Genomic DNA, 16,938 nt, shown 5'->3' on the forward strand with positions numbered 1-16,938 from the left:
GTTCACCTAAAATATGGGCTAGAACGAACTAAAACACATAGGGAGGTCCATAGAGATGAAAGCGCTATTAAAAAAATCAGCAAGTCTAATTCTGACTCTGGGAATTGTAAGCAGTCTGGCGGCATGTTCATCCGGTTCGTCCGGTGGTGCACAGGGGGAGAGCGATGGCAAGATCAAGCTGACGCTGTGGGATCAATCGGTCGGCAATACCGATCCTTCGGCCAAGCTGCTGCCCGAGATTGTTGAGAAATGGAACAGCGAGCATCCGGATATTCAGGTTGAACGTACGGGCACGACAGGAGAACAATACAAAACCAAAGTCAAAACATCGATTGCAGCTGGCGAAGCGCCAGACCTGTTCTATGGCATGGGTGGCGGCAGCTTCATGCAGCCGTACATCAAATCCGGCAATGTGCTGGAAATCTCAAGTTACCTGACGGACGATATCAAAGAACGAATGGGCCCGGGAATGGCTGAGGCCATTAATATGGACGGCAAAATCTACACATTGCCCGTGTACACACATATCGCCAATCTTTACGTGAATACAGAACTGTTCGAGCAAGCGGGTGCCAAGGTTCCGACCACCTATAACGAACTGCTGGATGCAGTCACCAAGCTGAAAGCGGCGGGGATCACCCCGGCTGTGATTGGAGAGAAGGATCGCTGGCCAGGCATGTACTGGTACGACATTATTGCGATGCGTCAGGCAGGCAATGCTACGGTGATGGAAGCCTTTAAAGATCCGTCGAAATGGGATTCACCCGACTTTGTAGCCGCTGCGACTAAGATGCAGCAGCTCGCGCAAGCAGGAGCGTTCAACAGCAGCATGTTCAGCATGAGCTATGACGAGATGCTTGGGGCATTTAATGCAGGCAACGGGGCGATGATGTTCCAGGCCAACTGGGTCAATGCAGGAATTGAGGACCCGTCCTCCGCGGTCAAAGGCAAAGTGAAAGTGATTCCGTTCCCGGTATTTGAGGATGGCAAAGGCACAAATACCGAAATCTTCGGCGGAGCCGTCGATGGTTTCTACATCAACCAGAATACCAAACATCCGAAGGAAGCCGTGGAATTCCTCATGTATCTGAGCGAGCAGCTTGGTACACAAGGTTTCCTGGCTGGAGCCGGCCTGCCAAGCTGGAAAACAGATGCACTCGACACATCCAGCCTGTCCTCTCTTGATCTGTCTGCGGCAGATATTATGAAAACGGCGACCTCATTCATCGCGTGGTGGGATAACATTCTGCCAGCGGAGTCTGCCGAAGCGCACAAAAACCTGATTGCCCAGCTGCTTGCCGGTGATGTAACACCGGAGGAGTTCTGCAAACAGATGGCACAGCTCAAACCAACAGAGCTGAGCCTGTAGGTCGCGCAGGCTAATATGCGCGCAGTGCTTACATGTGTACGCTCGTGAGCTTGACAAGCTGAAGCTTGCTAACAATGAAGATGAACCCAAACGAGGCGTGGTCCGGTGTATCCCGGTCACGCCTTTGAGAGGAGAACAACAATGAACTCTGTATTTTCCAATAAAGGCACGATAGCCGTCTTTGTACTGCCCACACTGATTCTCTTCTGCGGAATTGTGCTTATTCCCATCTTTGTCTCAAGTTATTACAGTCTGCTGGACTGGAACGGCGTGGGCAGGGGTACATTTATCGGCTTGGACAACTATGTGGAGATGTTTAAGGATACCCGGGTGCTGAATTCGGTCAAGAACTCCCTGTTATTCGCGGGTGCTTCGGTGTTCATTCAACTGCCGATCTCGCTGGTGCTCGCACTGATTCTGGCGTCCAACGTCAAGGGGGAAGGTTTCTACCGGACCGTGTATTTCATCCCGGTGTTGATCTCGACGGTGGTTATTGCCCAGTTGTGGTCAAAAATCTACAATGCCGATTACGGCCTGCTGAACGTGCTGCTGCAAAGTATCGGTTTATCCAGCCTGGCGCAGGACTGGCTGGGGCAGAAGGACACCGCGCTGGCGGCATCTTTTATTCCAACCTTGTGGCAGTACGTGGGGTATCACATGCTGCTGATGTATGCAGGTGCGAAGTCCGTGTCTCAGGATGTGCTCGAAGCGGCTCGAATGGATGGTGCTTCCCGTATTCGGACGGCGTGGTCCATTATGATCCCGCTGATGAAGCCAATTCTGAAGGTAAGCCTTGTTTTTTCGGTCATTGGTGCATTCAAAGTGTTTGACCTGATCTATGTGCTGACTGGCGGCGGGCCGTTCTACACCACTGAAGTGCCGAGCACGCTGATGTACGCTACCATTTTTGATACGTTCCGGTATGGATATGGCAGTGCGATCTCGGTCTTTATCATTGTGGAATGTCTGGTGTGTACGATCCTCATTAATTCATTGTTCAAAACGGAGTAGAGGGAGGCATAAGGCATGAGTACCGTAGAAGTCATGTTGCAAAAAAAGCCCAAGCCGAGGTCCATCTCCGGACCGATCGGGAAAGTGTTCCTGCAAGCGTTTCTGATCCTCGTTGCGATTGTACAGATCTACCCGCTCATCTGGCTGGCGCTGTTTTCCCTGAAGGATAACAGTGAGATCTTCAGCGGTGATGTGGCCGGGTTACCCAAAACGTTTTTGTGGAGCAACTACACCAAAGCAATGTCCGACGGCCATGTGCTGACCTATTTTATGAATAGTGTGTTGGTTACTGCAGCCTCCATTGTCTTGGTACTGATCTTGTCCTCCATGACGGGATACGCAATCACGAGAATGAATTGGAAGCTCAGCGGGTTGACGATGACAATCATTTTGCTGGGCATGATGGTGCCGATTCATGCGGCGTTGCTGCCATTGTTTATTATTTTGAAGAATCTGAGCCTGCTCAACAGCTACTGGTCTCTGATCATTCCTTATGTGGCATTTGGCATTCCGATGGCTGTATTCATTCTGGGCAGTTTTTTCAAAGGTATCCCAAGAGAGATGGAGGAGTCGGCGGTTATCGACGGCTGCGGCATATACCGGACGTTTTTCTCCATTATCCTGCCTCTGGTAACCCCGGCTATATCAACGGTAGCCATCTTCACATTTCTGTCATGCTGGAATGAGCTGATGTTTGCAGTAACGTTTATCAATAACACGGCTTACCAGACATTGACGGTGGGCATGATGTCGATGGTGGGAACGTACATTACGCAATGGGGTATCATTGGTGCTGGACTGATGATTACGACGGTGCCGACGGTGGTCATCTATCTGCTGCTGAACAAACAGGTGCAAAAGAGTATGATCGCAGGTGCGATCAAAGGTTAGCTGGAGGCTGGGCTGGACTGGAGGGCGTGGCGGTAGAAGGGCTTGCTGCTCGCTCGCTTGTACTCTCTTTCTGGTAGATATCGACTTGATTCGGGATTTCGCAAGGTGTGATCTCTGGACTAGACCGGAGCCTGTGGTCATGGAATAATAAGGGGTATATAGCCAGTCAGTTTCAGAGAGGGGTCATTATAGTATGGTCAATATCGTGATGGTAGAGCAGGAGTCTGTTCGGGAAAAGGTTGTGGCGTTCACGTTTGATGATGGGCCACATCCGGTCTATACACCTCAAGTGCTTGAGATTTTCCGGCGTGCCGGTGGGCAGGCGACGTTTTTCATGATTGGCCAAGAGATAGAGAACCACCCGGAGATTGCGGCGGAGGTGCACCGTGAAGGGCATGAGATCGCCAACCATACGTACACGCATCCGGATCTGACCAAGTTGACGCTGGAGGAAGCCGGAGAGGAGCTGCAACGTGCAGAAAATCTTGTTCAAAAAGTTACGGGGCAACCTGCCCGCTGCTTCCGACCGCCGTATTTTGGCGTAAACGATGATATATTGTCTCTGGCGGCGGAGCGTGGATATCGTACGATTGGTGCGGTGAACGGTGATGCGAGAGATTGGGACAATCCCGGCGTTGAGCACATTCTGGAGCATACCCGGTCTGCGGTGAAACCCGGCAGCGTGCTCATATTCCATGACGGGTACGGGGATCGTTCCCAGACGGTGGAGGCGGTTCGTGTGCTGGTGGATGAACTGGTCGCGGAAGGGTACCGTCTGGTGACGGTGAGTGAGTTGCTGGACATTTCTCGTGATCATGATGCAAAGACGACATAATCAAGTGGACCCATCATTCTTTGAATGACAGGGTCCTTTTTTAATATATATAATACATAGGAAGAACGGAGCGGGAGCACAAACTTTGCTTGCCCTCTCAAACTACTTTATAATAATAGGCTAAACTAGATTATGTCAGGAGGAAACAATGGACTTTATCAGAAATCAACTAGAAGAACTCGGCATGAGTGGACCCTCCATTGGTTATCTTTCAAACATCATTATGATTATTTTTATAGCAGTGATCTCGATATTGGCGAATGTGATTGCCAAGCGAGTGGTACTGAAGACGGTCCATCGTATCGTAAGTAACAACCGTTTCAAGTGGGGCCATATTGTGGTTCAGAAAAATTTATTTCAGAAGCTGTCGCATCTTGTGCCAGCCATTATAATCTATTATTCTGCTTATATTTTCTCGCCCTATCAGGCCATAATTGAAAAATCAGCAATGACCTATATGATTGTTATCATGATTACGGTTCTGAATGCTCTGCTGAATGTGTTCGATGATATCTATCGTACCTATGAGGTGTCGAAGATTCGCCCAATCAAGAGTTACATTCAGGTAGCCAAGATTGTCCTGTTCATTATCGGGGGCATTATCGTCATCTCCAGCCTGATCGGACAGAACCCGCTCATTATCCTTAGTGGACTTGGGGCGTTATCGGCGGTATTAATGCTCGTATTCAAAGACTCGATCCTGGGCCTCGTGGCGGGTGTACAGCTATCGTCGAACGATATGGTGCGCGTTGGTGACTGGATCGAGATGCCAAAGTATAATGCGGACGGTGATGTCATCGACATTACATTGAATACGGTAAAGGTTATGAATTTTGATAAAACCATTACGATGATTCCCAGCTACGCCCTCATTTCGGACTCGTTCCGTAACTGGAGAGGGATGCAGGTGTCCGGTGGCAGAAGGATTAAGCGGAGTATCTATATTGATATCAGCAGTATCCGTTTTTGTACGGAAGAGATGGTGGCTGAATTTGAGAAAATCCACTACCTGACTGATTATGTCACGGAAAAATTAAAGGAAATTCAAGCGTACAACATGGAGCACGAGGTGAATACCGAAAGCAACGTGAACGGCAGACAACTGACAAATGTCGGTGTATTCCGGGAATATATCCATCAATATTTGAGGAATCATCCAAAAATCAATAAAGATATGACGATGATTGTGCGACAATTAGCACCGGAAGATCGCGGGCTGCCTCTGGAAATCTATGCATTCAGCAATGATATCAACTGGGGTGTATATGAGAACGTTCAGGCGGATATCTTTGACCATATCTTCGCGGTGGCGTCAACATTTGGACTACGGGCCTTCCAGAATCCAACCGGACATGATATCGTGCAACTGAAAGAGGATAAACAATACTCGCGAGAGTATTAAGAGGATTCATCAAAATAGATGTGACGGCCACCATATTGGTGGTCGTTTTTACGTTTGGATGCCCCTCCAATTTGGCCAAGGGTGAGAACACGTCGAGTGTTGGTAAGTTGGCTAATTTTTAAAATCACAGGAACACATCCAAATGTTTTATTTATGAGACTGACGGTCAGTTCATGAGATAGGGTTCAGTGCAAGATAACAAAACAGAATGTCTGCAAAAACAAGTAGACAATATGTATTTATTTACATTATAATATAATTAATTCCATATTTTGAAAGGGGTGATTTGGAGCTTTTTCTGATCAGGCGTGTCTATGAACGAGGGAAAAGCATGAAGTCTCTTTGGCGTGCTAACTTTTCAAAAGAAATGGAGGGAGAATGAAATGAAGAAAACATTGTATTCTGCTATTATGGTGACGCTTTTATCAGGATCGATTGTGGGTACGGCCTTGGCGGATAATTACGAGTCGAATGACACGTTGAGCACCGCGTATAAAATCCCAACGCAAACGGTGGCCACTCCCTACGGTCCGGCTTACTGGGGTGGAAGTGCTTGGTCTTATCTATCATCCCCGACAGATGTAGACTACTTTACATTCAGAGGGCATGGCAAATCTGTCGTGCTGGGTTCTCCTTCCGGCTATGATTACGATCTGTACGCCTATGACAGCGCTGGAAATTTGGTTGCTTCTTCTACGAATACGTCAGGAGCGGATACAATTCTTGTCGACTACAATAATGTATATTTTAAAGTGATAAGCAAAGATGGACGATACAGCGATACCGATGCTTACAGCGTAACCTTTTATAAAAGGGATGTCTGGGTGCCGTGACCAGCTCGTGAGAGTAAAAAACGTTAGGTATCGTAGACTTTAATGCTTCCGTCTCATGAATAGGAACTCTACCGCCTCAATGAGGTAGTAGAGTTTTATTTATTCAAGCCAATGGTCTGGAAGAATGGGTTACCATATCCCCCACTTGAGTGCATTGGAAAATTTAATGGAGGTGAGTGCCGTGGCACGTGTATTAGTTGTGATGATCCCTGCAGAAGGCCATATCAATCCGTCGCTTGGATTAATCAAGGAACTGGTAGAGAACGGTGATGAAGTGGTTTACTGTTGTACCGAAAAATACCGGACGAAGATTGAAGCGTTAGGCGCACAATTTAAGGCCTATTCCTTCAACGAGGCAACCCTACTCAACAACCCTGATATGAAGCCATTTGAACTCAAGCATCCTTACCAATTTTTATATATGATATTGGCAAAAGTTATTCAACGGTTTATTCCAGATGTTCTGAATCTGATCGAACATGAAACCTACGATTATATCATTTTTGACTCTATCATAGGCTGGGGAGGACAAATTCTAGGTGAGAAGCTAGGTATACCAACGGTATGCTCAACCAGCACCTTTGTTTTTGTGGAGCCTCTTGGGTCAGACAATCAACTGAAGGATGATACGGAGGAGGTCAAGGAGCTATATAACAGCATCGTGGAAGTGTCCCAGCAAATAGCTTCCCAGTTCGATGTGGCTGTACCTTCCCTGGCGGAACTTTTAGAGCATTCAGGACAACTGAAGATTGTGTATACAAGTCGTTATTTTCAACCCATGGGGGAGAAGCTGGATGACAGCTTTGTATTCACTGGCCCATCTATTATCCCCCGAAAGGATGCGCCAGGCTTTGCAAACGAATCTCTGTATGCTCTTTACAAACAGGCAGTTTATATTTCGATGGGAACCATTTTAAATAAGGATCTTGATTTTTATAAGCTTTGCTTTACGGCCTTTCGTGATTTGCCTGTGCAGTTTATCTTGTCTTCTGGGAAGGATACCGATATAGAGCCCATTGCTGATCTCATTCCTGACAATTTCATCATAAGACCCTATGTCCCTCAACTGGAAGTGTTGCAGTGTGTAGATGCTTTTCTGACCCATGCAGGCATGAACAGTACCAGCGAAGCTTTGTATTACAATGTACCATTAATAATGCTTCCGTTAACATCGGATCAGCCGCGTGTAGCAGGCCGGGTACAGGAGTTGGGAGCAGGGGTCATCGTGGACAAAAATAACCTTACACCCGATGTGCTTAGAAACGCAGTATTAGAAGTGCTCGGTGATGCCTCCTACAAGGAGCATGCTGAGGTTATTGGGAAAACGTTACGCGATGCTGGCGGGTATAAGCAGGCTGCTATGGCTATTAAGAACTTTATAGGCAATCAACGGTTATCGGCCACGCCCATCTCTTCGTTTGAATGAAAAGGAGACCGTTCTTCATGAGAGCTAGAAGAGGAAGCCGTCACCCGACTAAAATGGAGTGGTGACTTCCAATTGATTCAAGCGCCTATGGAGGGGTAGATAAACGGAGAGGGGCATTATTTTTACCATATTGTTCGTATACCTTTTGCAAAGGAGAGTCTTCAGATGAATCATCAAATTCCGGAATATACATTGAACGATGGCTTGAAAGTGCCTGCAATTGGATTTGGTACCTATAGTTTAAAAGGTGAAGAAGGCGTTAAATCGATCGCGTCCGCAATGGATGCGGGTTATCGATTAATTGATACGGCGTATAACTATGAGAATGAGGCAACGGTGGGCAGAGCAATCAAACAAAGCTCCATCGCCAGAGAAGAACTACTCATTTCCTCGAAGTTGCCGGGGCGTTATCACGCTCATGATAAAGCACTTGTGGCGATCCAGGAATCCCTGTACAGAGCGGATCTGGATTATTACGACCTGTATCTGATTCACTGGCCCAATCCGAAAAAGGACATATATGTCGAGGCATGGCAAGCACTGATCGAAGCCAAAAAACGTGGATATATCCGATCCATTGGAGTCAGCAACTTCCTGCCTGAGCACAATGATCGGCTGATTAAGGAAACGGGGATAGCGCCGAGTCTGAATCAGATTGAGCTGCATCCGTTCTTTGACCAAGCCGATCAGCGGGAACAGGATACAAAGCATGGCATCGTGAACGAATCCTGGAGTCCGATTGGACGTGGCAATGATGCCGTACAGGATATTCTGAAGGATGAGAACATTCTTCGGATTGCGGAAACGCATGGCAAAACGCCAACCCAGATTATTCTGCGCTGGCATGTTCAGCTGGGTTCCATTCCCATTCCGAAAGCCGGCTCCTTGCAGCATCAACAGGAAAATATCGATATATTCGATTTTGAGTTGAGCACAGAAGAGATGCAGGTCATCTCTGCATTTAATCGTCCAGATGGACGTTTGTGGGATCAGGACCCAAGCGAGTACGAAGAATTTTAAAGAACGACAAATGAAGGGCTGCTCTCATGTCAGATATGACAGGTGGCAGCCCTTTATTGCTTTATTGTTGAAGCATATTAAGCAATGTTGCAGTTTTTCATGTTGCGTAATTTCTGTTTACTGTTCAGCAGGGATACGGAAGGTCAGAATCTCATACGGTTTGATATCAAAAGAAATTCGACCATTTTCCACGGCGCATTCCGCTTCGTTATTCTCGAGCAAATCACACGCGTACGCCGTAGCACCTGCTCCCTCAGGCAATTGCAGGGAAGCACGGCTGCGGCGGCCATGTGCTTCGTAGACTCGGATGATCATATCATCGTTGTTCTCGGCTTTTTTGATAACCTCCAGCACGACATTATCCTGATCGACCGATGCAATTGACCATGTTCCCGGCAACGTACCGGTTTGCGGACTTACTTCACGGGCAACCAGCGGACGGTTGAGATCATAAGCAACTTGGATGACACGTCCTTCACGGAAGTCGCCCTGATGCGGATAGAGCGCGTAGGTGAATACGTGCTGCTCTTTGTCGGCATTTTCATTCGGGTACGTTGCGCTCTTGATCAGCGACAGTCGCATCACCGAGTTATGAATATCATATCCGTATTTGCAGTCGTTCAGCAGAGCAGCACCGTACCCGTTCTCCGCCAGATCGGCCCACTTCTGCCCGCACACTTCAAACCGGGCTTGATCCCAGCTGGTATTACGGTGGGTAGCACGCTCAACGTTGCCGTACTGGATTTCGTAGACGGCCTTTTCACTCCAGATATCCAGCGGGAAAGCGGCTTTCAGCAGCAAATGCTCCTGCTTCCAATCCACAAACGTACGGAAATCAATCCGGCGCGTGTGCGCATAGAAGATGATCGTTTGCTCAATGACCGAGTCCAGGAACTGTCGCTTCACTTGAAGCACGGAACGTACCGGCCCACTTTCAACCCACTCCAGCGACTGCAGGTCATTAATCTCCCACATATGCTGTTCATAATAATCGTCAATGTTCCATGCCTCGTATTCCGCAGGTCGATCCTCGAACACTTGCAGCACGTTACCACGCTTGCCAGACTGGAGCAGCTCACGGCCCTCCAGCTTGTCCCATACGGATGTGAACTCGGCACTTTCATTCAGGTGAATATCGTACCAAGGTGTGTGGATATGGCGCCGATCTGCTTCCCACTGTGCAACCGAAACTCCCGCGACAAGCTCGTCTGTTAGATCTGGTGTGATTCGGAAAGATTTATACCCGGATGCAGGCACGTTCTCTGCAAGGAACACGAGGCCTCCCTCGGGAGTCCGCTGGCTTGGTACAGGGCGATCTCCATCATAGACGGTTACTTTTCTCGCAAAAGCAGGCAGTTCAACCACATCCGTCCGTACAAATCCGGTCGTGTTGAATACTACAATGGCTTCGCCATCAGATGTAATTTGGCTTGCAATGCCGTTCAGCGCACTGTCTTTCAGCTCATCCGTGACACGTAGCACTTCTTCATATTGCTCCTTGGAATCCACATATACCTGCTCAATGGAGCTGCCCGGGAGAATATCATGGAACTGGTTCAGCATCGTCAGCTTCCATGCATGCTCCAGTGCATCGGTTGGATAGGCCGCCTGTGCATTCGCCTGACGATGAATCATGGCATACAGCTCGGCATCAGCCAGCGCAAATTCGCTATGACGGTTGTACCGTTTGTTACGCGCCATGGAAGTATAGGTACCCCGGTGATACTCCAGATACAGCTCACCCGACCAGCGAGGAACGGAAGGAACATCAGCCAGATTTTGCTCCAGCTTCTCGAAAAACTCGCGTACAAAGGTGCGTTTCACTGCGGGTACACCCGGCAGTCCAATATCAAGTCGTCTGCCATGCTCCAGCATCTCTTCGGTTGGTCCACCGCCGCCATCTCCGAATCCGAAACATTGCAGGACATCTGCATTGATGTTTTTGTTCTGGTATCGCTGCCACGTACCTTTTACTTGCGAAGCATTAAACCGACCATTATAGGTCGTTTCGAAGCGACGCTGCCTGAAATCAGGGTGTTTGTCATAGTCTGTTGCTGTGATGAAATGGGTCAGGACCTCTGATCCGTCGATTCCTCGCCAGTACATCGTGTCGTTTGGAATCTGGTTTGTATCATTCCAGGCAATTTTGGTTGTCATAAAATAATCAATGCCGCTCTTGCGCATAATCTGCGGCATCGCTGCACTATAACCAAATACATCCGGCAGCCAGAGCACACGGTTCTCTACGCCGAATTCTTCCTTGAAGAAACGTTTCCCGTATATAATCTGACGGATCATGGATTCACCCGAGATCAAGTTACAATCAGCCTCCAGCCACATTGAACCTTCCGCTTCCCAGCGGCCTTCGGCCACCTTTTCCTTAATTTTCTCATATAGGGATGGGTAGTCTGCTTTCAAGTACGCATACAGCTGGGGCTGAGAGGACATGAAGGTATACTCTGGGAACTTGTCCATCAGATACAATACACTCGCGAAGCTACGAATGACCTTCTCCCGAGTCTGATCCAGCGTCCACAGCCATGCCACATCGATATGCGTGTGTCCGATACAGTGCACGGTAGGGATGTGATCACCGGCAGGGCGGATATCACCATAGACATGATCTTGCAGATATCGGCGCGCTTCCAGTACCGATGCATGGAATTCTGAGCTGTTTTCCTGGCGCAAATCCAGCAGATTCACGGCTTTATTCAGATGTTCGACCAACTTCAGGCGCTCCAGATCATCCTCACGCAGTAGATCCGCAGCATCCAGCGCAGCCTTGAGATCGTAATACAAATCGGAGACTTGCTGATGATGCTCGGCGATATATACATTTAGAAAAACATCCGCGGCAGACGTACTGCAATACGCATATAATGCCAGTTCGAATTCATCACCTTTTGCCGCAGCGGGTGTCAGGTCAATTTCCGTATGGTTCACGTCTAGACCGCAGATCAGTTCCCCATTGAGGAATGCTAAGAATTGCGGATTATCGTAATTCCAGATGTCATCAGCACCAGTAACGATGGTACACACGACCTTTTTTCCTTCCAGATGATCCGGAATTCGAATGCGGGTTTTAAAGCAGCTGTGTACATCTTTGCCACCCCAGCCATCACCCTTACGGAATACGTTCCAGGAGGAAGGGTCCTCATGCACCAGTTCCCAGGAGTGGTATCCACTTTCTTTATGATAAAGTTCCGGTATATATGTCTTTGAGGTCAGTCGTGCACGTTCCAAGTGTTTCACAATGGTATGGATTCGAGTATATAAGGAATTCATTTTCATGTTGGTTTCCCACCTTGGTTTGTAGTAAGTACAGGCTGTAGTCGTTGTTGGGGCGAAAATACTGCAAGCGCTAACATATCAACTCTATCATAACAAAAGAGAAATGGGCGAAACTACGTATTGTATGCTGAAAATAACGTCTTTTTATTGCATTTCATGCTAAAATAAAATCATTAGAATCAGGATAGGGGGCATGTCCATGACACCATCGGTTTTGGCATACGAGCAGGGATATGCGATCCATGTGAACCAGCCTGGAGATTCGCTTTTTTATCATCTGGATTATGACGAGCGCTCCCATGAACTGAATATGGAATTTCAGCATTTCCATGATTACTATGAAATCTGTATCCTTCTGGATCGCACAGCTGCGCACATCATTGAAGGCAGTTTATATGAGATCCAGCCTCTGGATATCGTTCTGTTGCAGCCTTCTTTGCTGCATAAAACGCAATATCCGAAGGGTGCCCCGCCGAAACGATTGATGATCACCTTTGCCATGCCACGTAATACACCTGGTCTTGAGAGCGGTTACACAGAGTTGTTCTCGATTTTTGATAAACCGGTCCCTATATTCCGATTTACAGAAGAACGGCGCCAGGCGGTATTGAACCCTTTAAATGAAATCTATGCTCTATCACAGGATCCCTCCGCACTTCATTCAGTCGCGATCCATAGCAAGTTTGTTGAGTTTCTGTGTGCGATCCATCGATACTCGGCTGAGAATAGCTACGTTCGTGAAGAGACAGGTTCGTCTATGTCGCAGCGGATGTATGCCATTGCATCGTATATTCACAGTCATTATCAGAATGAACTGTCGCTCGAAGAGATCTCCAAACGGTTTTTCGTGAGTGCTCATCATCTATCCCGTCAGTTTAACAAAGTCACAGGTTTTACGTTTACCGAGTATATTCAGATGACCCGAATACGTAACGCCCAACAGATGCTCCTGAACTCTAACCAAAAAATCACCGAAATTGCTGCACAGTGTGGCTTCGCCAGCTTCTCTCAATTCAATCGCATTTTCAATAAACTGAATGGCATGTCACCGAGCGCATATCGCCGTAGCAGACATTCACAGAGTAAGCGTGAACTGATATCTTTGGGTAGTCCTGAGCGCTGATTGAAGACAGAGATAATCTGGGGATGTCAGTGGAGATGTGTTGCATAAATCGCGACAGCCAAGAATGTATAGAGGACTAATAAAAAAGGCAAACCCTCTAAGTTACAAGGGAATGCCTTTTTCTTTTTCCTTCTATATAAAGATACGTCTACCTGGAGATGGTCCTCCTGACCAGACTCACTCTCTCACTCATGTCCCCGTATGACGGCTACTCTTAAACTTGATCCTTCGGCGCCAGCTCAATAGCGGAGCGGATGGCAGCCAACATGCTTTTATCATCTGCGATATTTTTGCCAGCGATATCAAAGGCCGTACCGTGGTCAACAGACGTACGGATGATACCGCCTTTCAGACCAACGGTGATGTTTACGCCTTCCTCGATGCCCATTACTTTGATCGGCGCATGGCCTTGGTCGTGGTAGCAGGCTACAACGATATCGAAGTCACCGCGACCAGCGCGGAAGAAGAGTGTGTCCGCCGGGAGTGGACCAACGACGTTAATGCCTTCCTGCTGCGCACGCTCAATGCCGGGCTGCAGTTTCTCTTCTTCTTCACCATTACCGAACAAGCCGTTCTCTCCGGCATGAGGATTGATTCCGCATACGGCAACGCGCGGATTCTCAAAGCCTGCTTTTTTCAACGTATCATGAGCAAGCTTCACGACGGTGTAGGTTCTTTCCGGGTTAATACTCGCAATGGCATCGATCAGACCCATGTGTGTTGTCAGGTGAATAACGCGCAGATTAGGCGTAGTCAGCATCATCGAGAAGTCCTGCGTATCCGTCAGGTCAGCCAGAATCTCGGTGTGCCCCGGATACAGGTGCCCCCCTTGATGGAGAGCTTCTTTATTCAAAGGTGCGGTGCAGATGGAGTGAATCTGCTGTTTTTTGGCAAGATCAATGGCTTTGGCGAGAAACTGGAATGCTGCATCTCCAGCCACGGCAGATACTTTACCATATTCCAGATCCGCAGGAACGAGGTTCAGATCAATCACATCCACTGTACCGAATTCATACTTGGCTTCAGAAGGCTCTTGAATCGCGTTAACGTTCAGACTTGAACCGATGACAGGCAACACACGCTCCAGAATCTTCGCATCACCGATAACGAGTGGATTGCACTGATCGTACATCTCTTGATGACCCAGTGCTTTCATAATAATCTCCGGTCCAATACCTGCTGCGTCGCCCATCGTAATTCCAATTGTAGGTTTCATACGAGAATACCCCCTTTTAATTTTTGAATCGCATGGATAAAGACATCCGGTTTGCCGAATCCGCCTGCTTTGGTAATCACATGCAGATCATCAATCCCGATAAACTTGGAGATCGGCACGCCGATTTCAAGCTCATCCAGCAGCTCGAAGCCGCTAATATTCCATTTCAGACAGAGTTGTTTTGCTGTATCGCCACCGGTCATGGATACCCCTTTGAACAATCCCTCTTCCAGCAGTCTGGCACAGATCTCACCCATCGCAAGTACAATCTCGTTGCTGACTTCCGTGTGATTGAGACCACGAATTTCGCCCGTTGCTCGTGCCAGTTCGATATCCACCTGTTCAGCGGTGGAGTAGAGGACAACATCTTGTCCTTCCAGCGCTTTGTCTCGAACCTCGTTATAGACACGTTCCATCTCTTCCGCGCGGTCTGCGGTCGCGGATACCGCTTTGAAGGAATGGAAGGAGACTGAAGCTACGCGGGACTTGCGCATCAAGCGATGCAGCTGCTCGCGGGAGTTTTTGTTCACGCTGCCAACCACCGTTAGGATTGGACCGGGATTCTCCGGGATATCAAGTGACGCAGCCCTGGATTCCAACTCGTAATGTGCGGGGAGGTAATTGGCAATGCCCGCCGAACCTGCCCAAGTAAAGGTATACTCCAACTCACGAGTCATCTGCAGAATCAGTTCCAGATGTCTTTCTTCGGTGGAGTCCACCATTACATACGGAATGTTATTTGTTTTCAACTGTTCTAGCTTGGTGCGAATATGATTCTGCCCGGCTTCCAGATCGGCGACGGTGATCTCGCCAACTTCGTACTTGGTCTGTTGTTTCAACAAGTCCGGAAGGTAGGAAATCGTTACAGGTGTCTTCGGATCATGGGCAATTTCAGTATCTGCCAGCGGAACGCCGTTCAGGTAATGGATTCCTTCCAATATCGTCCGGTTATTTTTTGGATAACCCGGGGCAATCATCATAAAGTCCGGCTTTACGACATCATATACAGCATCAATCTCGATGCCGATATTACCGCGCATGGTGGAGTCCATTTTTTTGAAAATCGTCTCAAATCCGTTGTTCGTCAGCAATTCAGCAGCCCGATATACACGGTCATACGCTTCCTGCGAGGATATGGAACGACTATCTGTATCAAAGACGACGGCATCGTAACGTGTAAGAGGGCCTTCATCTATATTAAAAAGAACACTGGTCTTCAAGCCATGACGGGCAAGCTGCACCCCGCTGTCATTGGCACCGGTCAAATCATCTGCAATAATGGCTAATTTCATGCAGTCATCCCTCCTTGTAAGCACAATTTAGTAAAAAGTCCGTTCAGATCATCCATTAAGCACAGATCAAGCAAATTAAATCAGGTGATACCCATTTATGTGGTTGGTCGTTGATTGTATTTCTCGACTCCGCCTGATTTCTCCAGTCGTTTGGAGAGGAACCCGATGAAGATCGGCAACAGGATGGCTGTTGTTACAACGCTCGCTGCAATTTGTACCGTAGCAATCTCGGCAATCGGGCCAAATGAAGCATTAGCAGCCACGATGGCAGCAGGTGTACCTACGGCATTCCCGGCTGTTGAACCTTCGGAAGCACCCACGATGGGGTTCCAGCCGATGGCTTTAAAGAGCAGGAAACCGATTCCGCCCGTTAATAACACGGTTAACACACCCAGTAAAATTCCGCTAAGACCACCTTGAATGATGGAGGAGAAGCTAATGTTCATACCCAGAGCAAATGCAAAGAACGGAACAAGTTTGTCACTGCCTTTATGCAGCCATTCCGCCAGATTGCGGTCCAGATTACCAATAATGACACCAACGATGAGCGGAAGCAATACCGCGACAAAGGCCATAGGGGAAAACATACCGTTTGCAAAACCCATCGCACCAAAGATGGAGAGCGCTACCATGGTCAGGAAAGGACCATCACTGAGAGCCAGGAAAGGGTAGGCTGCTTTGTCATCTTCTTTCCCGTATTGGCCGGCGAGAGCAATGTACAAACCGCCATTAGAGTTAGTCATCGCAGCAATAATCGCAAGCGGGGCCAGACCGAGAAATAACCCGTTTGAATCCGCGAACAAAATAGCGATAAAACCAAGGGCTGCACCAATCACCCATTTGAACGTAAGCAAGGTCAAACCTTTGCCGACAGAGGAACCTGCTGTTTTAAACGTAATCTGTGTACCCGCAATGAACAGGAACAGGGCAATCAACGTACTGGCACTGTTAACAAAAAGTGCTTCCGTGAATCCGCCAATGCGCAGGGCATTCGGGAAGAATGTATTAATGGTTGCACCAAGTAACAGGGGAACGACCATCATACCGCCAGGGATGCGATCTAAAGTTGCTTTAATGTTCATAGTAGTAGCTCCTTATGAAGTAATCGTTTTTATGAAGCGCTTGCAGGGATTATATTATCCCATATCGTTTAATATAGCAACAATAAATTATTGTTAAATTTTAAATACGCTGTTAACTGTTTAAAAATGCAACACATAAAAGCGATA

General features: G+C 47.9%; 13 protein-coding genes. 9 read left to right on the forward strand and 4 right to left on the reverse strand.

Going from position 1 to position 16,938, the window contains the following annotated elements:
- Positions 1-55: 55 nt before the first annotated feature.
- The 8 genes from MHI55_RS01010 to MHI55_RS01045 all read left to right on the forward strand — a co-directional run bounded on the left by MHI55_RS01010 (position 56) and on the right by MHI55_RS01045 (position 8,787).
- Positions 56-1,369, forward strand: coding sequence for an extracellular solute-binding protein (locus MHI55_RS01010; protein WP_340388336.1), 1,314 nt, complete (start codon positions 56-58; stop codon positions 1,367-1,369).
- Positions 1,370-1,510: 141 nt separating this feature from the next.
- Positions 1,511-2,380 (forward strand): sugar ABC transporter permease, encoded by an 870-nt coding sequence (locus MHI55_RS01015; RefSeq protein WP_339190339.1) that lies wholly within the window; start codon positions 1,511-1,513, stop codon positions 2,378-2,380.
- 15 nt (positions 2,381-2,395) lie between these two features.
- Positions 2,396-3,271 (forward strand): carbohydrate ABC transporter permease, encoded by an 876-nt coding sequence (locus MHI55_RS01020; RefSeq protein WP_180361873.1) that lies wholly within the window; start codon positions 2,396-2,398, stop codon positions 3,269-3,271.
- A 193-nt stretch (positions 3,272-3,464) separates the two neighbouring features.
- Positions 3,465-4,106 (forward strand): polysaccharide deacetylase family protein, encoded by a 642-nt coding sequence (locus MHI55_RS01025; protein WP_101314819.1) that lies wholly within the window; start codon positions 3,465-3,467, stop codon positions 4,104-4,106.
- Positions 4,107-4,254: 148 nt separating this feature from the next.
- Positions 4,255-5,508, forward strand: a complete 1,254-nt coding sequence (locus tag MHI55_RS01030; RefSeq protein ID WP_339190336.1) for a mechanosensitive ion channel domain-containing protein — start codon at positions 4,255-4,257, stop codon at positions 5,506-5,508.
- 383 nt (positions 5,509-5,891) lie between these two features.
- A complete protein-coding gene (locus tag MHI55_RS01035) occupies positions 5,892-6,341 on the forward strand; it encodes a hypothetical protein (RefSeq protein ID WP_339190334.1) in 450 nt (149 codons plus the stop codon).
- A gap of 181 nt (positions 6,342-6,522) precedes the next feature.
- Positions 6,523-7,767, forward strand: a complete 1,245-nt coding sequence (locus MHI55_RS01040; RefSeq protein ID WP_339190332.1) for a macrolide family glycosyltransferase — start codon at positions 6,523-6,525, stop codon at positions 7,765-7,767.
- A gap of 165 nt (positions 7,768-7,932) precedes the next feature.
- Positions 7,933-8,787 (forward strand): aldo/keto reductase, encoded by an 855-nt coding sequence (locus MHI55_RS01045; protein ID WP_101314821.1) that lies wholly within the window; start codon positions 7,933-7,935, stop codon positions 8,785-8,787.
- Positions 8,788-8,904: 117 nt separating this feature from the next.
- On the opposite strand, the gene MHI55_RS01050 is transcribed toward MHI55_RS01045, so the two are convergent.
- Positions 8,905-12,078, reverse strand: a complete 3,174-nt coding sequence (locus tag MHI55_RS01050) for an alpha-mannosidase (RefSeq protein WP_101314822.1) — start codon at positions 12,076-12,078, stop codon at positions 8,905-8,907.
- A 199-nt stretch (positions 12,079-12,277) separates the two neighbouring features.
- Here MHI55_RS01050 and MHI55_RS01055 point away from each other — a divergent pair, with 199 nt between their 5' ends.
- Positions 12,278-13,201, forward strand: a complete 924-nt coding sequence (locus MHI55_RS01055; protein WP_340388339.1) for an AraC family transcriptional regulator — start codon at positions 12,278-12,280, stop codon at positions 13,199-13,201.
- A 214-nt stretch (positions 13,202-13,415) separates the two neighbouring features.
- Here MHI55_RS01055 and pdxA read toward each other — a convergent pair whose 3' ends face one another.
- From pdxA to MHI55_RS01070, 3 genes are all read right to left on the reverse strand, one after another.
- Complete coding sequence (gene pdxA / locus MHI55_RS01060; RefSeq protein WP_062837729.1) at positions 13,416-14,417, reverse strand: 4-hydroxythreonine-4-phosphate dehydrogenase PdxA; 1,002 nt, start codon at positions 14,415-14,417, stop codon at positions 13,416-13,418.
- Positions 14,414-15,709, reverse strand: coding sequence for a four-carbon acid sugar kinase family protein (locus MHI55_RS01065; protein WP_340388341.1), 1,296 nt, complete (start codon positions 15,707-15,709; stop codon positions 14,414-14,416). The genes pdxA and MHI55_RS01065 overlap by 4 nt, the downstream gene beginning before the upstream one ends.
- A 95-nt stretch (positions 15,710-15,804) precedes the next feature.
- The gene (locus tag MHI55_RS01070; protein ID WP_036616292.1) at positions 15,805-16,791 is read right to left on the reverse strand and encodes a 2-keto-3-deoxygluconate permease; all 987 of its coding nucleotides are present in this window, start codon (positions 16,789-16,791) and stop codon (positions 15,805-15,807) included.
- Positions 16,792-16,938 lie beyond the last annotated feature (147 nt).

It is taken from the genome of Paenibacillus sp. FSL E2-0151 (genome assembly GCF_037993015.1).
GTDB classification, from domain to species: Bacteria; Bacillota; Bacilli; order Paenibacillales; family Paenibacillaceae; genus Paenibacillus; species Paenibacillus amylolyticus.